The sequence below is a fragment of the Maritalea mobilis genome (assembly GCF_019800885.1).
Classification (GTDB): Bacteria; Pseudomonadota; Alphaproteobacteria; order Rhodobacterales; family Rhodobacteraceae; genus Roseibacterium; species Roseibacterium beibuensis.
In genome coordinates this window covers 1-21,470 of record NZ_JAHVKE010000005.1, presented here as the reverse complement: position 1 = coordinate 21,470, position 21,470 = coordinate 1, and the positions used below count along the sequence as shown (strand labels likewise).

Here is a 21,470-nt window from a genome sequence, read left to right as displayed (position 1 = left end):
GCAGAGCTGCCCTGCCATGTCCGCCCCGACCCCGTCGCATGACCCGAAAAAGACCCGGCGCATCCTGTCGCTGTGGTTTCCCCGGCTGGCCGCCGAGCGCCTCTTGCGGGCCGAGCCGGGGTTGGCCGAGGCGCCGCTGGCCGTGATCCGTGAAACGGGGAACATCCGCAAGGTGGCGGCGCTGAGTGCGGCGGCCGAGGCACAGGGCGCGGCACGGGGCCAGCCCCTGAGCGAGGCGGTGACGCTGTGCCCGGGCCTGATCACGCGGCCCGCCGATCCGGCGGGCGAGGCGGCATTCCTGTCGGCGCTGCGGCGGTGGGCGGGCAAGTTCAGCCCCTGGGTGGCCGAGGATGCGCCCGAAGGGCTGATGGTGGACCTGACCGGCTGCGCGCATCTGTTCGGCGGGGAAGAGGCGCTGTTTCGCACCGCCCTCGCGGATTGTGCCGACCTGGGGCTAAGCGTGCGGGCGGGCATCGCCGATACCGCGGGCGCGGCCTGGGCCTTGGCGCGCTATGCTGGCGGGGGCGGGCCTGCCGCGCCGCGCACGGGCGATGCCATCGACCAGGAGGCGCGGGCAACCCGATCCCGCGCGCAAAAGCGGCACTGGACGCGCGGCGGCGTGGCCCCGGCGGCCCAGGTCATCGGGGGAGAGGCCGCGCGCATCGCGCCCCCCGGCGCCACGCGGCAGGCCTTGGCGCCCCTGCCCATCGCGGCGCTGCGGGTGCCGCAAGAGACGGTCACGGGGCTGGCGCGGCTGGGTCTGCGGCGCGTGGGCGATCTTTGGGGGATGCCGCGCGCGGGACTGACCCGGCGCTTCGGGTCCGAACTGGTGCATCGGCTGGACCAGGCGCTTGGGGTGGCGCCCGAGCCGATCTCTCCCGCCCGCGCGCCGCTGCATTTCGCGCTGCGGCTGAGCCTGCCCGACCCGATCGGGCTGGAGGCGGATATCCTGGCCGGGCTGGACCGGCTGCTTCCGCCGCTTTGCGAAAAGCTGCGCGGGGCGGGGCGCGGCGCGCGCCGGGTGCGGTTGGAATTGTCGCGGGTGGATGGCGGCACGCAGGTGGTCGAGGTGGGCCTGGCGCGGCCTGCCGATCATCCCGACCGGTTGCGCCCGCTGCTGGCGATGAAGCTGGACGAGGTGGATGCGGGCTTTGGCATCGACCGGCTGCGGCTGGTGGCGACGGTGACCGAGCCGCTTCATGCCAGCCAGCACAAGGGCGGATGGGCCGTCAGCGCCGAGGCTCACGCCCCCCGGGGCGAGGCGCAGGCGATGGCAGACCTGATCGCCCGGCTGGGCGCGCGCGTGGGGCTGGAGGCGATCACCCGCGAGCGCCCCGCCGACAGCCATATCCCCGAGAAAACCAGCGTGACCCTGGCCGCCGCATGGTCGGAGCCGGCCGGGGACTGGCCCCGCCCTGCCCGGCCCCGGCCCCTGACCCTGTTTCGCCCCGAACCCGTCATGGCGCCCGACTGCCCCACCCCGCCCGAAACCTTTCGCTGGCGTGGCCGGACATTCAAGATGCAGGCCGCCAGCGGCCCCGAACGGATCGCCCCGGAATGGTGGCTGGACGAGCCCGACTGGCGCACGGGCGTGCGGGATTACTGGCGCATCACCACCGCAGAGGGGGCCGGTTTATGGCTGTTCTACGCCCATGGCGGTGCAGCCTCGGGCGGGTGGTTCGCGCAGGGAAATTTCGATTGATCGGCGTGTAGCGCGGCCAACGGTGTCGGGCGGTGACGGGATGGCCCGAGGCGCGACAGGCCCCGGCCAACCCTAACGCGCCATGCGCGCGCGACCCGATGCGGCCAGCTTCAGACGGCGGCCTTGCGCATCTCGTCGAGGTAGATCTCGCGCAGGCGGGCGCTGACGGGGCCCGGTGCGCCCGACCCGATGGCCTGCCCATCCATGTCGACGACCGGCATGACGAAGCTGGACGCCGAGGTGATGAAGGCCTCGTCCGCATCTTTCGCCTCGTCGATGGTGAAGGGGCGTTCCTCGACCGTCATCTGTGCCTCGCGGGCAAAGCGCAGGACGGCGGCGCGCGTGATGCCGTGCAGGATCTCGTTGCCGAGGTGGCGGGTGATGATGGTCCCGTTCTTGACGATATAGGCGTTGTTCGACGTGCCCTCGGTCACGAACCCGTCCTCGACCATCCACGCATCATCGGCGCCCGCGGCCTTGGCCATCATCTTGCCCATCGACGGGTAGAGCAGCTGCACCGTCTTGATGTCGCGGCGGCCCCAGCGCTGATCCTCGATCGAGATGACCTTGATGCCGGTCTTGGCCGCAGGGCTGTCGGCAAGGCCGGGCTTGGATTGGGTGAACAACACAATGGTCGGCGGCGTATCTTCGGGCGGGAAGGCGAAGTCGCGATCCGCCGCGGCCCCGCGCGTGATCTGGAGGTAGATCAGCCCCTCGTCGATCTCGTTCTTTTCGACAAGCTGGCGATGGATCTCCAGCAACTCGTCCATGTCCACCGGGGAAGCCATGTCGAGTTCGGTCAAGGAGCGTTCCAGACGCCGCGCGTGACCCGCGAAATCGACCAGCTTGCCGCCAAGCACGCTGGTGACCTCGTAGACGCCGTCGGCAAACAGGAACCCACGGTCGAAGATCGAGACCTTGGCCTCTTCCTCGGGGAGGTATTGGCCGTTGACATAGACGGTGCGGGACATGGGCGGATCTCCTATCAAGCTGTCATCGCTTTCGGGGGTTGGCGCGCCCACGTCAAGGGACGGCGCGCCGCAGGGTTAGCCCCAAAGCGCGGGATCGGGCGGGTAGACGGTGGAGCCCTCGAACCTGAGGGGCGTGTCCCGGTCGGCGCCCAGCAGCAGGGGGCCGTCCAGATCGGTGATCGCCGCGCCCTGCGCCACCAGAACGGCGGGGGCCATGGCCAGCGACGAACCGACCATGCAGCCGACCATGATGCCGAAGCCCTGCGCCTCGGCCTCGGACTTGAGCGCGAGCGCCTCGGTCAGGCCGCCGGTCTTGTCGAGCTTGATGTTCACCATGTCATACTTGCCCTTGAGCCCGGCAAGGGTCGCACGATCATGGCAGGATTCATCGGCGCAGACGGGCAAGGGGCGTTCGATTTCTTGTAGAAGATCATCGTCGCCCGCAGGTAGCGGCTGTTCCACCAGTTCGACGCCCAGCGCCACCAGGTGCGGGGCAAGCTCGGCATAGACCTCGGCCGTCCAGCCCTCGTTGGCATCGACGATGATGCGGGACTTGGGAGCACCTGCGCGCACCGCTTCCAGCCGGGGCATGTCATCGGGTGTGCCAAGCTTGATCTTGAGAAGGGGACGCTGCGCGTTTTTCGCCGCCGCGGCACGCATGTTCTCGGGGCTGTCGAGAGACAGGGTGAAGGCGGTGGTAACCGGACCGAGGGCGGAGAGGCCGGCAAGGTCCCATGCGGGTTTGCCAGCGGCCTTCGCCTCCAGGTCCCATAACGCGCAATCCAAGGCGTTGCGCGCCGCCCCGGCTGGCAGGGCATCTTGCAGCGCGTCCCGCGTGATGTCGGCGGGCAAACCTTGGATTTGGTCCGTCACGCTGTCTAGGCTTTCACCGTAGCGGGCATAGGGCACGCATTCGCCATGCCCCGTCACCCCGTCGCGGGTGACGGTCACGGTCAGAACCTCGGCCACCGTGCGCGAGCCGCGCGAGATGGTGAAGGTTTCTCGGAACGGGAAGCTGTCGCGCGTGACCCGGATCATAGCGCCTCCAACGCGTCGGCAAGGCGGGCGGCCCCTTGGCGGAACGGGTCGACCGTGGGCAGGCCCATGCGCTTCTCGACCTCGGCGAGGTAGGACAGCGCCTCGTCCTCGCCCATTGCGGCGGTGTTGATCGACACGCCGACGACCTGGCAGGCCGGGTTGGCGATGCGGGCCAGCGGCAGGGCGGTGTCGCGCAGCGCCTCAAGCGTTGGAAGGTCATAGCCCGGCAGCCCGCGCATGTGCTCGCGGGTGGGTTCATGGCTGAGGATCAGGGCGTCGGGTTGGCCGCCATGGATCAGCGCCATGGTGACGCCGGAATAGCTGACGTGGAACAGGCTTCCCTGCCCCTCGATATGATCCCAGTGGTCGTCATCGTTGTCCGGCGTCAGCCATTCGATGGACCCGGCCATGAAATCGGCGATCACGGCGTCCAGCGGCACGCCATTGCCGGTGATCAGGATGCCGGTCTGCCCCGTGGCGCGGAAGCTGGATTTCAGCCCGCGCGCCTTCATCTCGCGATCCACGGCGAGAGAGGTATACATCTTGCCAACCGAGCAATCCGTGCCGACGGCAAGGCAGCGTTTTCCCGTGCGCTTCACACCATTGGCAATCGGGTACTTCACGTCCGGCACCCGCACATCATGGAGCTGCCGCCCCGTGGCGCGCGCGACGGCGGCAAGGTCTTCTTCATCGCGCAGCAGGTTATGCAACCCGCTGGCAAGGTCGAACCCTTCCTCAAGCGCCTGCACCAGCACCTTTTTCCAGGCGGCCGAAATCACGCCACCCCGGTTGGCGACGCCAATCACCAGCGTCTTGGCGCCGGCGGCCTTTGCGGCCTCGAGGTCCATGTCCGGCAGACCGACATTCGCCTTGCACCCCTCCATCCGGAACTGGCCGACAGCATTGTCCGGGCGCCAGTCGCGGATGCCTTGGGCAACCTTGGCGGCCAACTGGTCGGGCGCGTCACCGAGGAAAAGGAGATAGGGGGTTTCGATCATGGCGGCCTCCGGGCTGCGATTTGCGGGTCGGGCGCAGGTTAGGACAGCCCGCACGCGAGTGTTTCGGGAAATGCACCACCTGACCGGGGCTTTGACGGAAATTTTTGCGCGCAGCGAGGGTTACGCACAAGATCCGTGCGCGGAGCAGCTCAGCTCGAGGGAAGAAGACCCGCCGGCGCGGTGGCGCTGCGCTCGAAATCAACCGGGGCGGTCGCCGAGGCCGCGGTGTTGCGCTTGAACTCGTAGCGCATCAGGTCGCCGTCTTCTTCCGACGCCACGATCAGGGCTTGGTAGAGGTGGCGCGGCCCGTCGAAAATGTCGATCAGCCCCCGCAGGCGCGGCGCCTCTTCGGAATCAACCGCAAAGCCATGGTCGCTGTATTCGAGGATGGCAAAGGCTTCGTCCCCGACATGGACGAAACGCGTGGCGCGCTTGCGGCGATCGCGGCGCTGAGCCTGCGCAAGCTCGTCCTGCAATTCCTTTGGCAAGAAGTCGGTCATGGCAGCACGCAAAACCTGCAAATGGTCGATATGTCGGAAGAAATGGTGCTTACCCCGATTCCGTCAACGCATGACCTTCGCCGCAGGTGCAACCGTGGCTGATCAGCCACGGGCCGGTGCCACTTGGGCAACAGTTCGCCAACGCTGATCCGAACGCTTGCGACGCAAACCGATATTTGCCAGATTTCGGTTAAGGGGTTCGCCAAACCTCTTGCACCAAAAGAAATAACAAAAAAGGCAGGCATTATGGCATTCGATCCACCCGGGCCCGATGCGGGCCGCATCCAAACCGTTCGCAGCGGCGAGGACACGGGCCATCCCTTTCTCGATTTCGTCAACACGGTCTCTGATGACGGCAAGACCCGCGCGCAAAACAGTTTTGCCGATGGGGCGGAGCTGTTGAGCCTCCTCCGCACGGCCGGCATGCCGATTCCTGCGGACGAAACCCCGCCGTCGCGCGGGCAGATGGCGAGTCTGATGTCGTTGCGCGAAGCCGCGCATGCAGTGCTGGGCGCGATGGCCGCCAAGCGGCGCCCCGGACGGGAAGAGGCGCTGATGCTGGAATCCGCGATCAAATCGGCGACGGCAGATGCCACCTTGACCCTCGACCGCGTCTCGGGGGCTAGTTTTCGCCCCGGTCCCTTGGGCGGGCTGCATGACGTCGTCGCCTTGTCGGCGCTGGATCTGCTGACGCGGGCCGACCTGACGCGCCTGAAGGAATGCAAACGCTGCACGCGGCTGTTCCTCGATCATGGGCGCGGCCCCGGGCGGCGTTGGTGCGCCATGTCGCGCTGCGGAAACCGGGCCAAGGCCGAAAGCTTCCGTGCCCGCAAACGCGCCGGGGACGCCACAGGCTGACGCGCGCCTGTGCGATGATGCGAGATATGGCCTGCGCCGGTGCCGGTTTTCCGCACAGAACCCTCGGCTATCTATCGCCATGAATTTTTCACAGGTGATTGGAGGGTTTCATGGGCCTGCTCATCGACGGCGAATGGCACGACAAATGGTATGACACCAAGAAAAGCGGCGGCAAATTCGAACGCTCGGAAGCGGCCTTTCGCAACTGGGTGACGGCGGACGGAAGCGCCGGGCCGACCGGCGATGCGGGCTACAAGGCCGAAAGCGGACGCTATCACCTCTATGTCAGCCACGCCTGCCCCTGGGCCAATCGCACGCTGATCTTCCGCGCCCTCAAGGGGCTTGAAGACCATATCGACGTGTCGGTGGTGCATCCCGACATGCTTGGCGATGGCTGGACCTTCGACACGGATTTCGACGGGGCGACGGGCGACCGGCTGTTCGGGTCAGCGTTCATGCGCGATGTCTACCTGCGCGCCATGCCCGACATGACGGGGCGTGTGACGGTGCCGGTCCTTTGGGACAAGGAAACAAACACCATCGTGTCGAACGAGTCAGCCGAGATCATCCGCATGTTCAACTCGGCCTTCGACGGGATCACCGGCAACCGCGACGACTACTACCCCGAGGCGTTGCGCGACCGGGTCGACGCGATCAATGCGCGCGTCTACGACGAGATCAACAACGGCGTCTACAAGTCGGGCTTTGCGACCACGCAAGCGGCCTATGACGAGGCCGTGCATGCGCTGTTCGACGCGCTGGACTGGGTCGAGGGGATCCTCGCCGACAGCCGCTATCTCGCCGGGGATCACATCACCGAAGCCGACTGGCGCCTGTTCACGACGCTGGCGCGCTTCGATGCAGTCTATCACCTGCATTTCAAGTGCAACCGGGCGCGGATCATCGATTATCCGAACCTCTGGGCCTATGCACGGGAGCTTTACCAGTGGCCGGGGGTGGCGGACACCATCCACTTCGATCATATCGTGCGCCATTACCACTACAGCCACGACAGCATCAATCCGCACAGGATCATTCCGATCAATCCCGAGATCGATTGGTGGGCGCCACATGGCCGCGAGGCATTGAAGGCCGCCTGAGAATAGGGTTCATGCATCGGGAGAGACGGAGTTCGCCCGATGCAGGACACCCACAAATCGCGCGACCATGGCGGCGGGATCGATGCCGCCGCCGCCCGCTATGGCGGGGCGCGCGCGGATTGGCTGGACCTGTCGACCGGCATCAACCCGGTGCCTTACCCCATCGGCCACATCCCCGAGCATGCCTGGACCTCCCTGCCCGATCAGGCGGCGCTGGATCGCCTCTTGTCCGCGGCGCGGTCCTTCTGGGACGTGCCCGCGGGCGCGGGGATTATCGCTGCGAACGGGGCGAGTGCCCTGATCGCGCAGATGCCACGTTTGGCCCAGCGCGGACGCGTTTCGATCCCAGGTCCGACCTACAACGAACACGCCGCCGCCTTTCGCGCTGCGGGTTGGAACGTGGGGGACAACGATGCCAATGCCCGGGTGGCCGTGCATCCGAACAATCCCGACGGGCGGCTATGGACCGATGCGGAGCTGACCGGTGCGGATCTGACGATCATCGACGAAAGCTTTTGCGACACCTGCCCTGAGGAAAGCCACATTGACCGCGCAACCGAGCCGGGGGTCGTGGTGCTGAAGAGCTTCGGCAAGTTCTGGGGTTTGGCCGGGCTGCGCCTTGGCTTCGCGATCGCGCGCCCCGAAACCTGCGCCAGCCTGTCCGAAGCGCTGGGGCCGTGGTCCGTCTCGGGACCTGCCTTGCAGATCGGAGCCGTCGCCCTGGAAGACCGCGCCTGGGCCGAGATGACCCGTGTGCGGCTGGCCCGTGACGCGACGCGGCTGGACGCGATGCTGGAGGCAAAAGGGGCCACGCTGATCGGCGGCACATCCCTGTTCCGAACCTATGCCGTCCCCGATGCCGCCGAATGGCAGGACAGGCTTGCGCAAGCGCAGATCTGGACCCGGATCTTTCCCTATTCCGGCACGTGGCTGCGTCTCGGCCTTCCGGGCGGAGAAGACGACTGGCACCGACTTTGGCGAGCGCTTCCATGACGGAGCACGCGTTTCTCCTGCTCTGCGCATTGCTGCTGGACGCGGCCTTGGGCGAACCGCGCTGGCTGTGGGACCGGGCGCCGCATCCTGCGGTGCTGATGGGGTGGTTGATCGACTGGTGCGACCGGCGTTTCAACACCGGGGATTTGCGGCGCGCGCATGGGCTTTACGTTATCGTGGTGCTTGGCGGATTGGCAATGGCCCTTGGCTGGATCGTGGCCTCTCTGCCCCTTGGCTCGGTGTTCGAGATCGTGATCGCCGCGATCCTGTTGGCGCAGAAAAGTCTTGTCGACCATGTGCGGGCGGTGGCCGACGGGCTGCGACAGTCGCTGGACGCGGGGCGGCGCGAAGTCAGGATGCTTGTCGGTCGCGATACCGCTGACCTGGACGAAAGCGCCATCGCCCGTGCAGCCATCGAAAGCGCGGCCGAGAACCTGTCGGACGGGGTCGTCGCGCCGGCCTTCTGGTTCCTGATCGGTGGCTTGCCCGGTATCTTCTTGTACAAGATCACGAATACGGCGGACTCGATGATCGGGCACCGGACCGAACGCCACGAGGAATTCGGCTGGGCCGCGGCCCGTCTGGATGATGTGCTGAACTGGATCCCCGCCCGCCTGACAGCCGCCTTCATCGCGCTGGTGTCTGGCGTGCCGGGCGCGTGGCAAGCAGCGCGCCGCGAGGGGCCGCTGCACCGGTCGGTCAACGCGGGCTGGCCCGAGGCGGCCATGGCGCGCGCGCTGGACCTCGCCCTGTCGGGCCCCCGCAGCTATGGCGGGCAGATGACGGATGATCCAATCCTGAACCCGACCGGACGGCGCGCGGCGACACCCGAAGACATCGAGACGGCCTGCAAGATCCTGTGGCGGGTCTGTGCCGCCATGGTGGGCAGCGTCCTGCTCCTGGCGCTTCTGACAAGGCTTGCGGGATAGGGCCACCTTGATACTCTGCCGGCAAACTGGACCAACAGGGTATTTCAACATGAAGCGTTTGATGATGGCCGGGCTTTGCGCGCTGGGAATTTCGACCGGGGCGGCATCGGCACAGCAATGCGGCGGCGATTTCGGTCAATTCGTGCAAGGCCTGCGGGACGAGGCGCTGAGCCGGGGCCATTCGCCCGACGCCGTGAACAGCTTTTTCGCGCAGGCGAACTATTACCAACGCGCGCTCGACGCGGACCGGCGGCAGGGCATCTTCACCGTGCCCTTCACCGAGTTCGCGCGGCGGCTGATTTCCCAGAACAGGCTGGATAACGGGCGCGCCAACGGACAGCGCTATGCCTCTGTCTTCGACGAGATCGAGCGGCGCTTTGGTGTGAGCCGCGGTATCCTCTTGTCCTTCTGGGCGTTCGAAACGGATTTCGGGGCCTTCCAGGGCGATTACAACACGCTCGACAGCCTCGTGACCTTGGCCCATGACTGCCGCCGTCCGCATATCTTCCGCCCGCAGATCTTTGCCGCGCTCGAACTGTACGAGCATGGCGATTTTGACCCGGTCAACACGATGGGCGCATGGGCGGGTGAGATCGGCATGGTCCAGATGCTGCCCGAGGATATCCTTGAAAACGGGATCGACGGGGATGGCGACGGGCATGTCTACCTGCAAACCTCTGCCGCCGATGCGCTGATGTCCGGGGCGAACGTTCTGCGGTCCTTGGGCTGGCGCGCGGGCGAGCCGTGGATCGTGGAGATCACCGTGCCGGGCGATCTGGATTGGTACCAGACGGGCATCCACACCTCGCGCAGCGTGGCCGAGTGGGAGGCCGATGGCGTAAGGGCGCGCAACGGTGGCGCGCTGCCGCTGCGCAACGCGCAGGCCTCGGTCGTGCTGCCGCAGGGGCGCAACGGGCCCGCTTTCCTTGCCTACCCGAATTTCAACGTCCTGTTCGAATGGAACGAAAGCTTCACCTACGTGCTGACCGCGGCCTATTTCGGCACGAGGCTGGAAGGCGCACCGGTCATGGACGCGCGCAACCCCGATGCCGGCCTGGACGGCAACGCGATGCGCGACTTGCAGCGCCGCTTGCAGGCGCGCGGGCATGACGTCGGCGGGATCGACGGCATCCTTGGCGCTGGCACGCGCATGGCCGTGCGCGAGGAACAACGCCGCCTCGGCTTGCCCGCGGACGCCTGGCCCACCTGGCAATTGCTGAACGCGCTGTAAGCCGCCCCCCTCCGCCGCGCTTGCGGGACTGGCCTTGGGCGGCCAGCCCCGTATCTGGCCGAGCTGATGGGCGGTTCTGCGGCGCGTAGATCTTGCGGATCGAGGCCGTAGCACGAATGGTCTGGTGATCGACCGCCGGAGCGTCCGTCCGAATGCGCTGCCCGGACTGAGGGTCAGGCGACGAGCTGCTCGGCCTTTTTCAGGTCGACACTGACAAGCTGCGACACGCCCTGTTCGGCCATGGTCACACCAAACAGGCGATCCATCCGGGCCATCGTCACTGCGTGGTGCGTGATGATGAGGAAACGGGTGTCGGTCTGGCGCGTCATCTCGTCCAGCAGATCGCAGAACCGGGTGACGTTGGCATCGTCCAGCGGCGCATCGACCTCGTCCAGCACGCAGATCGGCGCGGGGTTGGCGAGGAACACGGCAAAGATCAGCGCCAGCGCGGTCAGCGTCTGTTCGCCGCCCGACAGCAACGAGAGCGTGGACAGCTTCTTGCCCGGAGGCTGGCAAAGGATTTCAAGGCCAGCCTCAAGCGGGTCGTCGGATTCCACCAGTACCAGCCGCGCCTCGCCGCCGCCGAACAGATGAGTGAACAGGCGCGAGAAGTTGCCATTCACCTCGTCAAACGCCTTGAGCAACCGTTCACGCCCCTCGCGATTGAGCGAGGCGATGCCGGAGCGCAGCTTGGCAATCGCCTCTTCCAGGTCGGCCTTTTCGGTGGCGAGGGTATCATGCTCTTCCTGCACCTCGCGCGAGTCCTCTTCGGCGCGCAGGTTCACCGCCCCCAACGCATCCCGCTGACGGCGCAGGCGCGCGACATCGCCCTCGATCCGGTCGGCGGAGGGCATCGGGTCCGGCAGGTCCCCAAGACTTTCGAGGAGGGCATCGGGCGTGACCTCCTGCTCCTCCATGATGCGCTCGGCGGCTACGGTCACCGCCTCGGCGGCGGCGTCGCGGCGGGCCTCGGCGGCCGCGCGGGCCTCGCGCGCGTCGGAGGCGCTCCGTTCAGCATCGCGCTCGGCGGTGATGGCGTCGCGCAGGGCACGTTCGGCCCCTGACAGGGCATCCGACGCCATCGCGCGGCGTTTCTCGGCGTCGGTGATCTTGCCGGCCAAACCTTCGCGTTTCTCGGCGATCTGGTCGGGCCTCTTTTTTGCCTCGTCGAGTTGAGACGCGGCCTCTTCCCGACGCTTTTCCAGTTCGGAAAGCCGGGTGGTGGCGCTGTCGAGGCGGGTTTTCCAGCCTTCGATTTCCTGCCCGATCTTCTGGATGCGTGCCGCGCGCAATTCGCCCTCGCGCTTCAACTCGTCATGGGCCGTCCGGCGGGCCATCATGGCCATGCGCGCGGCCTCGACCGTGGTGCGCGTGTCGTTCAGGCGGGCGCGGACGTGCTCCAGATCATCCAGAGCTTCGCGCGCGCTGCGGGCAGCCTGCAATTCCTCCTGCGCCTTGCCGGCTTCGTCCCCATGGCGGGCGGCGGTGGCGCGCAAGGTTTGCAGCTTGCCTTCCAGAACCGAGCGATCGGCCTCGGCCTTGGACAGGGCGCGGCTTGCCTGCGCCAGCCGGGTTTCGGAATCGCGCCGGGCGTTTCGGGCCGCGCGATCCGCTTCGGTCAGGTCGGCGAGGCGGGCGGCCAGCGCCTCGTGCGCCGCCTTGGCCTCATCGGCTTGCGCGCGGGCGCGATCGGCCTCGGCCCGCAGGCCCGTCAGCTTGTTCTGCTGTTCAAGACGGCGTGCGGCGGTCGAGACGGCATCGGCGGCGGCGACGGAATAGCCATCCCACCGCCACAGATCACCCGCGCGGGACACAAGCCGCTGGCCCGGCTGAAGATCGGCTTGCAGGCGCGGGCCGTCCGCCGCCTCCACCACCCCGATCTGCGAGAAGCGCCGGACAAGCGCGGCGGGGCCCTGCGCATGATCGGTGATCGGCATGGCCCCGCCAGGCAGAGGCGCAGGCGCCGCGTAGGGGTCGAGGCCCGTCCACCCAGTGCCACCGGGCATCGCCGCCATGGGCGCTTCGAGATCATCGGACAGCGCCGCGCCGACGGCGGCCTCGAACCCCGGCGCAACGGTAATCTGGTCGAGAAGCTGGTCGCCTTTGCCGCGTTCGCGGTCGAGCAATTTCGACAAGGCCGCGACTTCGGATGCAAGCGTTCCGGCGCGCCCCTCGGCCTCGGCCCGGGCGGCACGGGCCGCGCTTTCCTCGGTCAAGACAGCGGCACGGGCAGCTTCGGTCTCGGCCAGGGTTTCCTCGGCGCGACCCGCGAGGTCCTGCGCGGCGGCCAAGGCATCGGCGGCTTCCTGCTGTTCGCGCTCCAAGGTGGACAGCCGCGTGGCGGCTTCGTCCGCGGCCTGACCTGCGCGGGCCGCGTCCTCGGTGTTGCGGCGAGCGGATTTCTCGGCTTCCGACACACGGCGCTCGGCCTGCTGGTGCTGGGCCGACAGGGCGGCGGCCTGCTCGGTCGCCTCGGCCAGCGCGCCTTCTCGTTCGCCCAGGATATCGGCGGCCTCTGTCGCGGCGGCGGCGGCGGCGGCCAGCGCGTCGTCATGGCCGTCACTCTCGGCGATCAGGGTGGTGCGTTCGCTTTCCAGGGCGGCGATGCTGTCACCCGCATCCGCGTTCAGCGCGGTTTCGCGTTCGATGTCCCGTGTCAGCTGGCTGATCCGCGCGGTCAGCGTATCGACGGCCTGCGCGGCGCGAGTCGCCTCGTCATCCAGCGTGTCGCGTTCGATCACAAGCCGCTGGAGGATCGCGGCGGCGATGGAGTCTTCCTCGCGCAGAGGGGGCAGCGCGGCCTCGGCCGTTTCTCGCGCCTTGGCGGCTTCGCGTGCAGCGGTCTCGGCGCGGGCGGCCGCGGTCAGGCTTTCGCGCAGCACCTCCTCGGCGCGGGCCCGGCCCTGTTCGGCGTCGCGCCAGCGCAGGAACAAAAGCAGCCCCTCGGCATGGCGCAACTCCGCGTTGATCTCGCGATAGCGCGCCGCCTGCCGGGCCTGCCGGGCCAAGGTGGACAGCTGTGCGCTCAACTGCTCCAGAACATCCTCGACGCGGGCAAGGTTCGTCTCGGCCCCGCGCAGCTTCAATTCCGCTTCGTGGCGGCGTTGATAAAGGCCCGAGATGCCCGCGGCCTCTTCAAGGATGCGGCGGCGGTTCTTGGGCTTGGCGTTGATCAGCTCGCTGATCTGCCCCTGCCGCACCAGCGCGGGCGAATGGGCACCGGTCGAGGCATCGGCGAACAACATCTGGACGTCGCGGGCGCGCACATCCTTGCCGTTCAGCTTGTAGGCCGAGCCTGCGTCACGCGTGATGCGGCGCACGATGTCGATCTGGTCGGCATCGTTGAACCCCGCAGGCGCGAGACGGTCAGTGTTGTCGATCTGAACCGAGACTTCCGCGAAATTGCGAGCCGGGCGCGTGGCTGCCCCGGCGAAGATCACGTCTTCCATGCCGTCGCCACGCATCGCGGTCGGGCGATTTTCACCCATCACCCAGCGCAGCGCTTCGAGGAGGTTGGATTTCCCGCAGCCGTTCGGCCCCACGACCCCCGTCAGACCCTGCGCAATCACGAGGTCCGTCGGGTCCACGAAGGATTTGAAGCCATTGAGCCTGAGTCGCGAAAAGCGCACGGGGGTCCGCCTGCCAAGTCTGATTCCGTTGGTCTTGCAGTTTCCGGGCTGCGAGGCGGTTGAGTCAATCAGCGCCCACTGGATATGGCGGATATCGGCCGCTTATCCCCAAGATATGTGGTTTTTCACCAAATATGGCGTCGGCTTACGCCGATAGCTCTGCAGCCGCGCACGATAGCACTGCCCCCTGCGACGCATTGTGCATTGCATTTCTCCCCGCGCCGTGACATTTAGTTTGCAAGGTTAAATATCCGAGGTGCAAAACATGTCACATGCAGCTACGAAGTATTCGCCGCTCTATTTCCTTGCTTCGCTGGGAATGGGTGGCCTTTCCGTCACCTTCTTCATGTACCTGTTCTTCTGGGTGCCGCATCCCGGCCAGCCTGTCCCGGTTTTCGAAGACGTGTGGCCGGTCCTGACGGACGGCACGCTGCTGCAACAGGCGATGGTCCTGATCGCATGGGCTGGCATCGCCTTCTTCGCGTTTCACAACATCAAGCTGCTGATCTTCAACCTGCGCAAATATGCCGAGTTCAAGCGCTCGGAAGGGTTCGAGGCGTTTGCCCAGTCGAACGCGGGCAGCCAGGTTCTGGCCATGCCGCTGGCGCTGGCCATGACGGTCAACGTGGGCTTCATCCTTGGCCTGACCTTCGTGCCGGGGCTGTGGAGCATCGTGGAATACATGTTCCCCGCCGCCATCGTCGCCTTCCTGGCAATCGGCTACATCGCCCTGCGCCAGTTGGGTCATTTCATCGCCTCGCGGCTGCATTCGGGTGGGTTCAACTGCTCGGCCAACAACAGCTTTGCGCAGATGCTGCCGGCCTTTGCCCTGTCGATGATCGGCGTTGGCCTTGCCGCACCGGCGGCGATGTCGACCACTGTCGTCACCTCCGGTATCGGCCTTGTGCTGTCGACCTTCTTCATTACCGCAGCGGTGCTTCTCGCGCTGGTGGTCCTGGTGATGAGCATCCGCCCCATGCTGGAGCATGGCGTGAATGTCGAGGCCGCCCCGACGCTGATGGTTGTCATTCCGATCATGACCGTCATCGGGATCGCCCTGCTGCGTCAGGGTCACGGCCTGCATGTCAATTTTGACAGCCATACCACCGATGCCGCCACGATGATGACGCTGACGCGGCTGTTGTCGGTGCAGGTTCTGTTCGGCCTCTTCGGTCTGGCCGTGATGTCGCGGGTCGGCTACCTCGCCCGCTTTGTCACGGGGCGCGAAACCTCGGCCGGGTCCTACGCCCTGGTCTGCCCCGGTGTTGCCCTCTCGGTGATGACCCACTTCTGGCTGAACAAGGGCCTCGTCGCTGCCGGCCTCGTCGCCCAGTTCTCGGTCGCCTACTGGGCCATCTCTGCCGTGGCCGTCGGCTTCCAGATCGCCATGATCGTTCTGGTGTGGATGCTGGCCACCAAGCACTTCCGTCCGCTGCCGCAAGGCGCTGTCGCGGCGGCCTGATCCGGACGACATTCATCGCGCATCGCTCCTCCCTTCAGATGCGCCTCGAGCCGCCCCCTGGCCACACCGGGGGGCGGTTCCACATTTGAAAACGCCGCCCCGTTGAGAATGGCCCCTTGCAATGCTATCTTTGCAACGTACGCGCCACGTGGTGGCGTCAAACAGTAAGGAGGACAGTGTCCTGACCGGACCGACCCAAGCGGTGGCTCATACGGCCGCCCCCAACGCGCAAGTTGCGCAACACCCCGAACCCCTCGCAGGCGATGCCCTGCTGGAGCGTGTTCTGACCTCTCTCGATGACGACAAGGCCGAGGATATCGTGCAGATCGACCTGCGCGGCAAATCTTCGATCGCCGATTTCATGGTGATCGCCTCGGGCCGGTCGTCGCGCCAGGTCGCGGCCATTTCCGAGAAGCTGGTGGACCGGCTGAAGCAGGAGATGGGCCTGATCTGCAAGGTAGAAGGCAAGGATGCGGGCGATTGGGTGCTGATCGACGCGGGCGATGTGCTCGTCCACGTTTTCCGCCCCGAAGTGCGCGACTTCTACCAGCTCGAGAAGATGTGGATGCCCGCAAGCGGCACCGCGCAATAACGCGCGTCCTGTCATGCGGGTGCATATCTGTGCCGTCGGGCGCCTCAGGAAGGGGCCCGAACGGGACCTGATCGACGATTATCTCTCACGTTTCGAAAAGACAGGCCGCGGCCTTGGGTTGACCCTTGGCGGCGTGATCGAGGTCGAGGATCGCAAGGGCGGCGGCATGGGCGCCGAGGCCGACCTGCTGCGCCGCGCCATCCCGCAGGGCGCCGCCACCTGGGTTCTGGACGAGCGCGGAGAGACGCCAACAAGCCCCGACTTCGCCGATGCCATCGCACGCCTGCGCGACCAGGGGAGGGGCGACCTTGCCCTGGTGATCGGGGGGGCGGACGGTCTGGATCCTGCGCTGCGGTCCGAGGCGGACAAGGCCATATCCCTTGGTCGGATGGTCTGGCCGCATATGCTGGCCCGCGTCATGCTGTCGGAACAGCTTTATCGCGCCGCCTCGATCCTGGCCGGGAGCCCGTATCACCGCGTCTAGCGCATCAGGATGTCTTGCCGGTAGCGTCGCATCAGCAGCAGGCCGAAGAACAGGGTCACGACCGCCCAGATCAGGACAAGCAGTTCGCTGATATATTGCGGCGAATAGGTTGGGTAGACGCCGTCGCGGAACAAGCCGGTGATATGCACGAACGGGATGTACCAGATGATGTCCTGCACGATGCCGCTCAGATCCTCGTAGATAAAGATGACGCCGGCATAAATGATCCTCGGGCGGTTCAGAATCCCGTAAAAGCTTCCCCAGACAGGATAGAGACCGGTCAGGACGGCATTCAACGTGCCCAGCCCCAGCCCGAGAAACCCGGCCAGGATGGTGGCTTCGATCATCGGCCCGAATTCGAGAACGACCGTTGTATCGGTGAACTGGAGAAGTCCGGCGAGCACGATGATCATCACCGTCACGCTGGTCAGGAAGTTCAGCAGGAACCTTGCCGCGATGGCGTCGAACCATGAGACGGCAGGATAGATCAGGAGCGGCCGAGAGAAGCGCAAAGCCCCCGTGACCGCGGTTTCGATCTGCGCCATGACCTGAAAGGGCAGGAAGCCCGACGCGTAGAACAGGATGAAGCTATTGCCGAGGGAAGGTGTACGCAGGAGCAGTGAAAATGCGAATGCCATGAACACCAATGCCCCGAGCGGTTCGGCAATGGCCCAGACATATCCCCCCGGCGAACGTCCGTAGCGCGTGGACATTTCCCTCAGCATCAAGGCCGCGATGGCCCGACCGCTGGCGAAACGGCGTTTCGTCGAGCATGGGCGGCCGACGGCTGGTGGAATGTCGGGACTGACTGTCACAGAGCTATGGCTACCATCATGCTGGCGTCAAAAGACGCGTTTATGTATGACAGGACCAGCAGGTTCAAACGCAACTGCACTGGCGATCCACACCTTGGACGATAGTCTTCCCCCAAAGATGAAACAAGAACGCCCGGCAAACGCCGACGCAAACGAGCGAGCGGACGGCAAACCGCTTCCAGAAGGCAACGAAAACGCAAGCCAAGGCTCTGGCCAGCCGGCACACCCGGCCTCGGTCACGGCTGACGGTGGCCCGGGAAAAGGTGCAGGACAGCGTAAAGGCGGCGGCGCGGGACGGCCTCAGGGCCAGATGGGCCGGCAGGCGAAACAGGCCTTCCAGGCACGCATCAAACCGGCCGCGAAACCCGCGACGTTGAAGCCCAGGCATTTCGGCCTTCTTGCGTCTCTGGGGGTCGTGGTCCTGCTTCCACTTTTCGCCATCGCGTTTTACATGTTCGTCTTCGCGGAAGACCAATACGCGTCGTCCACCGGGTTCACGGTGCGGCAGAACGAAACCGGCGCCGCGACCGATCTGTTGGGCGGATTGTCCCAGATCACCGGGGGTGGGGCAGCCACAGACGCCGACATCCTCTATGAATTCATCGTCAGCCAGCAGCTGGTTCAGCGCCTGAACGAAGAACTCGATCTTGTCGCCCACTACTCGGAACCGCACGGTCGTGACCCTTTCTTCAGCCTGGCGCCGGATTCCACCATCGAGGATCTCACCGATTACTGGGGCCGGGTGGTGCGGATATCGTTCGAATCCGGGTCCGGCCTGCTGGAACTACGGGTTCTCGCCTTCACGCCCGAAATGGCCCAGACGCTCGCCCTCGCGATCATCGAGGAGAGCACGGCCCTAGTGAACGAGTTGAACGCCAACGCCCGGTCCGATGCGATGACCTTTGCCGAGGCGGATGTTGCGGCGGCGGTCGACCGCCTGCGCGCCGCGCGCGAGGCCTTGACGACCTTCCGCACCACCACCCAGATCGTCGATCCCGAGTCGGATCTGCAAGGGCGCATGGGCGTGCTGAACAACCTGCAGCAGCAGCTTGCCGAGGCCCTGATCGAATACGATCTCTTGACCGAGAACACGTCGAACCCGACCGATCCGCGCCTGTTGCAGGCCTCTCGTCGCATCGAGGTCATCCAGGACCGCATCCAGCAGGAGCGCGAGAATTTCACGCTGGATGACATCGGCAGCGCCGGTGAAGACTACCCGACCTTGATGGCGGAATACGAAGGTTTGATCGTCGATCGCGAATTTGCAGAGCAAAGCTACACCGCCGCGCTGACTGCGCTCGATGTCGCCCGCACCAATGCCGTGCGTCAAAGCCGCTATCTCGCCGTCTATATCCGGCCCACCCTGCCGGAAAGCGCGGAATTCCCGCGCCGCTGGGTCACGATAGGTGTGGCGGCTCTGTTTCTTTTGCTGGGGTGGTCGATCATGGCGTTGGTCTACTATTCGATCCGAGACCGGCAATAGCGCGACCAAGGGTGAGTGCGGCATGATCCGCTTCGAGAACCTGACAAAGAGCTTCATGGTCAACGGTCGGCGCAAGGTTGTGATCGACAACTTGAACCTGACCCTTCCAACGGGCGCTTCGCTGGCGTTGCTGGGCCGCAATGGGGCCGGGAAATCGACGCTGATGAACATGATCGCAGGCAATCTGCGGCCGGACTATGGACAGATCGTGACGGACGGCACGATTTCCTGGCCTGTTGGCTTTGGCGGGTCGTTTCACCCGGAATTGACCGGCGCACAAAACACCCGCTTCATTGCGCGCGTCTACGGCGTCGACACCGAGGAGCTGATCGATTTCGTACGGGATTTCGCCGATATCGGGCAGCATTTCTTCATGCCCGTGCGCACCTATTCCTCCGGGATGAGAAGCCGACTGACCTTTGGCATCTCGATGGGAATCGAGTTCGACACATATCTCGTGGACGAGGTGACAAGCGCTGGCGACGCCGCCTTCAAGGCCAAGAGCAAAGCGCTCTTCGAAGACCGGATGTCCAAATCTGGCGCCATCATGGTGAACCACAACCTGAACGAACTTCGTGAATTCTGTGACGAGGCCATCGTGCTGGAGCATGGCCACATGACGTATTTCAAGGATATCGACGAAGCGATCGCCGTTCACACCGCGAACATGATGACCTGAGCCACAGGCGACACGTCGTTAACGCATCCGCTGCAATTGCGGGTTTTCTCCAAGGTTTGGCCCCGGTGTTTCCGCCGAGATGCTCCCCCCTCCCCTGAAAGTCCTTGGTGGGTAACGGGCGTCGGTCGGCACTTCCCTCACCGGTCGACCCCTGGGTGTGGATCAGCGGCGTGGCGTCATCGCCACGAGCGCGAGCGACGCGAGAACATCAATGTCCTATTTCACCGTCCGGGGCACGGTCGTGACCGGCCAGGCTGCGTTGGATCACGGCATTACCGACCTCATGGTAACAACCGCGCTCGACGGGAGCCGGATGCTCTACACGACATCCGGCCCCACCGGCGGGGTCGGCGCCTTCGCACTTGAAGGCGTCACCCCAAGCTTAGCGGACTTCACCCTTTTTGATACCGAATGGGCCGATGGCGCCCTGCATGAACTGACCCTGATCGAGACCGCCGACGGCGCCGAGTTGCTGGTGGCGGGGAATGGCGAAGACCAGTTGACCGCCCTGACCCTGTCAGGCGACGGTGCCATCCTTGGGCAGGCGCAATACACCGGCCTCGACGCCACGACGGCTCAGATCCTCGATATCGACCAATGGGATGACGAGACCTTGGTGCTGTCGAACACCGGAACGCACTCGATCCAGGTCTATGCGATGGCCGCGGACGGCGGACTGACGCAACTGGTCCACATCGAAGATACCGACACGACCTATGCGGCCGATGTCTTCAAACTCGATACGGTCGAGCATGCCGGCACCAGCTTCCTGATCTCGGCCAGCCAATCCGAGCACGGCGTGACCGCCTTCAGAATGGTGGCTGGCGGGGTTGAGGCCACCGATAGCGTGGGCGTCGCCGAAGGTCTGGGCATCATGGTGCCGACCGGGATGGAGGTGGTCACCCTAGGCGGGCGGAGCTTCGTCATCGTCGCCTCGGCCCCCGGGGATGGCCAAGGGCAATCCGGTGCAATCAGCGTTCTGGAGTTGGCGGCCGACGGGTCCCTGACGCCCACGGATCATGTCCTGGACACGCTTCATACCCGCTTCGGGATGGTCAACAGCCTCGAAGTGATCGAATCAGATGGGCATTTCTATGTCCTGGCGGGGGGCGGGGATGATGGGCTGACCCTTTTTGCCCTGCTGCCAAACGGGCGATTGCAGCTGCTCGACGTTATCAGCGACACGTACGACATCGGTTTGCAGAACGTGACCGCCATGGCCGCGGCCGTCGATGGCTACACCTTGGAGATCTTCGTCGCCTCGCAAAGCGAAGCCGGAGTGACCGAACTCGCCGTCGACCTGTCAGCCCAAGGGGCGCAATTGATCGCAACGAATATCGGCTGCACCCTGACCGGGACCGCCGCGGACGATATTATTCTGGGCGGAAACGGCCACGACAGTCTTTTCGGCGAGGGTGGGCGCGACCTGATAGAAGATGGCGCAGGCCGCGATACGCTATACGGCGGCGCCGGAACGGACACCTTCATTTTGCGCGCCGATGATGACCTTGACGTCATTGCCGACTTTGAACCGGGCATCGACCGTATCGATCTTTCCGGTTGGGCGATGCTCTATGACCCAACACAATTGAGCGTGACACAAACCATGTCAGGCGCATTGATCGAGTGGCGCGACGAACGTCTGGAAATCCTGACGGCCACCGGCCAGGGTTTGACAAAGGGCGACATCTACGACGCATTCCTTTTTGCTCCCAACAGGATCCCAACAGTCAATCTTCCGCTTGAAAGCGAAGGGAAAACCATCTTCGGAACAACCGGGAACGATTGGCTGGAAGGCGGTGAATACGACGACACCTTGGTCGGAGAGGCCGGCGACGATTATATTTTCGGCGGCGACGGCAACGACACGCTGGAAGGCGGCAACGGGACCGACACGCTGGAGGGTGGCACCGGCTCTGACACGTTGAATGCGACGGGTGGCAATGGCAACCTGCTGCGTGGCGGGGCGGGCGACGATGTGCTGATCGGCGGCTGGGGGTCTGACA

Annotated in this window: 18 protein-coding genes; 12 read left to right on the top strand and 6 right to left on the bottom strand. The window is 65.4% G+C overall.

The window, feature by feature from the left end; translation table 11 throughout:
• Window positions 1–16: 16 nt before the first annotated feature.
• On the top strand, window positions 17–1,702 hold the full coding sequence (locus tag KUV65_RS16015) for a Y-family DNA polymerase (RefSeq protein ID WP_222191740.1): 1,686 nt from the start codon (window positions 17–19) through the stop codon (window positions 1,700–1,702).
• A gap of 110 nt (window positions 1,703–1,812) precedes the next feature.
• Here the strand turns inward: KUV65_RS16015 and KUV65_RS16010 are convergent, their stop codons facing one another.
• From KUV65_RS16010 to KUV65_RS15995, 4 genes are all read right to left on the bottom strand, one after another.
• Entirely contained in the window at window positions 1,813–2,673 is an 861-nt protein-coding gene (locus tag KUV65_RS16010; RefSeq protein ID WP_222191739.1) for a D-amino-acid transaminase, read from the bottom strand.
• Between the two features lie 75 nt (window positions 2,674–2,748).
• A complete protein-coding gene (dgcA, locus tag KUV65_RS16005; protein WP_222191738.1) occupies window positions 2,749–3,711 on the bottom strand; it encodes an N-acetyl-D-Glu racemase DgcA in 963 nt (320 codons plus the stop codon).
• The gene (gene dgcN / locus KUV65_RS16000; protein WP_222191737.1) at window positions 3,708–4,709 is read right to left on the bottom strand and encodes an N-acetyltransferase DgcN; all 1,002 of its coding nucleotides are present in this window, start codon (window positions 4,707–4,709) and stop codon (window positions 3,708–3,710) included. Before dgcN ends, dgcA begins: the two co-directional genes overlap by 4 nt.
• Before the next feature lie 149 nt (window positions 4,710–4,858).
• The gene (locus tag KUV65_RS15995) at window positions 4,859–5,209 is read right to left on the bottom strand and encodes a hypothetical protein (RefSeq protein WP_222191736.1); all 351 of its coding nucleotides are present in this window, start codon (window positions 5,207–5,209) and stop codon (window positions 4,859–4,861) included.
• A 246-nt stretch (window positions 5,210–5,455) separates the two neighbouring features.
• On the opposite strand from KUV65_RS15995, the gene KUV65_RS15990 reads away from it, so the two are divergent.
• The 5 genes from KUV65_RS15990 to KUV65_RS15970 all read left to right on the top strand — a co-directional run bounded on the left by KUV65_RS15990 (window position 5,456) and on the right by KUV65_RS15970 (window position 10,320).
• Complete coding sequence (locus KUV65_RS15990; protein ID WP_222191735.1) at window positions 5,456–6,067, top strand: CGNR zinc finger domain-containing protein; 612 nt, start codon at window positions 5,456–5,458, stop codon at window positions 6,065–6,067.
• Between the two features lie 110 nt (window positions 6,068–6,177).
• Window positions 6,178–7,167, top strand: a complete 990-nt coding sequence (locus KUV65_RS15985) for a glutathione S-transferase family protein (RefSeq protein ID WP_222191734.1) — start codon at window positions 6,178–6,180, stop codon at window positions 7,165–7,167.
• A 39-nt stretch (window positions 7,168–7,206) separates the two neighbouring features.
• A complete protein-coding gene (gene cobD / locus KUV65_RS15980) occupies window positions 7,207–8,160 on the top strand; it encodes a threonine-phosphate decarboxylase CobD (protein WP_222191733.1) in 954 nt (317 codons plus the stop codon).
• Entirely contained in the window at window positions 8,157–9,089 is a 933-nt protein-coding gene (gene cbiB / locus KUV65_RS15975; RefSeq protein ID WP_222191732.1) for an adenosylcobinamide-phosphate synthase CbiB, read from the top strand. Before cobD ends, cbiB begins: the two co-directional genes overlap by 4 nt.
• A gap of 49 nt (window positions 9,090–9,138) precedes the next feature.
• On the top strand, window positions 9,139–10,320 hold the full coding sequence (locus KUV65_RS15970; protein ID WP_222191731.1) for a lytic murein transglycosylase: 1,182 nt from the start codon (window positions 9,139–9,141) through the stop codon (window positions 10,318–10,320).
• Between the two features lie 173 nt (window positions 10,321–10,493).
• Here the strand turns inward: KUV65_RS15970 and KUV65_RS15965 are convergent, their stop codons facing one another.
• Window positions 10,494–13,949, bottom strand: coding sequence for a chromosome segregation SMC family protein (locus KUV65_RS15965; RefSeq protein ID WP_222191730.1), 3,456 nt, complete (start codon window positions 13,947–13,949; stop codon window positions 10,494–10,496).
• A 265-nt stretch (window positions 13,950–14,214) separates the two neighbouring features.
• Here KUV65_RS15965 and KUV65_RS15960 point away from each other — a divergent pair, with 265 nt between their 5' ends.
• The 3 genes from KUV65_RS15960 to rlmH all read left to right on the top strand — a co-directional run bounded on the left by KUV65_RS15960 (window position 14,215) and on the right by rlmH (window position 16,487).
• A complete protein-coding gene (locus KUV65_RS15960) occupies window positions 14,215–15,411 on the top strand; it encodes a TsoY family (seleno)protein (RefSeq protein ID WP_222191729.1) in 1,197 nt (398 codons plus the stop codon).
• A gap of 151 nt (window positions 15,412–15,562) precedes the next feature.
• Complete coding sequence (gene rsfS, locus KUV65_RS15955) at window positions 15,563–16,003, top strand: ribosome silencing factor (protein ID WP_445159135.1); 441 nt, start codon at window positions 15,563–15,565, stop codon at window positions 16,001–16,003.
• A gap of 13 nt (window positions 16,004–16,016) precedes the next feature.
• The gene (gene rlmH, locus KUV65_RS15950) at window positions 16,017–16,487 is read left to right on the top strand and encodes a 23S rRNA (pseudouridine(1915)-N(3))-methyltransferase RlmH (RefSeq protein WP_222191727.1); all 471 of its coding nucleotides are present in this window, start codon (window positions 16,017–16,019) and stop codon (window positions 16,485–16,487) included.
• Here the strand turns inward: rlmH and KUV65_RS15945 are convergent.
• Window positions 16,484–17,212: an ABC transporter permease gene (locus KUV65_RS15945; RefSeq protein WP_374107085.1), complete on the bottom strand. Its 729-nt coding sequence runs from the start codon at window positions 17,210–17,212 to the stop codon at window positions 16,484–16,486. The two genes, rlmH and KUV65_RS15945, sit on opposite strands and share 4 nt — an antisense overlap.
• Before the next feature lie 505 nt (window positions 17,213–17,717).
• On the opposite strand from KUV65_RS15945, the gene KUV65_RS15940 reads away from it, so the two are divergent.
• The 3 genes from KUV65_RS15940 to KUV65_RS15930 form a co-directional block, all read left to right on the top strand.
• A complete protein-coding gene (locus KUV65_RS15940; RefSeq protein ID WP_222191725.1) occupies window positions 17,718–18,785 on the top strand; it encodes a hypothetical protein in 1,068 nt (355 codons plus the stop codon).
• 22 nt (window positions 18,786–18,807) lie between these two features.
• Complete coding sequence (locus KUV65_RS15935; protein WP_222191724.1) at window positions 18,808–19,464, top strand: ABC transporter ATP-binding protein; 657 nt, start codon at window positions 18,808–18,810, stop codon at window positions 19,462–19,464.
• Between the two features lie 211 nt (window positions 19,465–19,675).
• Window positions 19,676–21,470, top strand: a 1,795-nt coding sequence (locus KUV65_RS15930) for a calcium-binding protein (RefSeq protein WP_374107084.1), incomplete at its 3' end; no start/stop codon positions are given.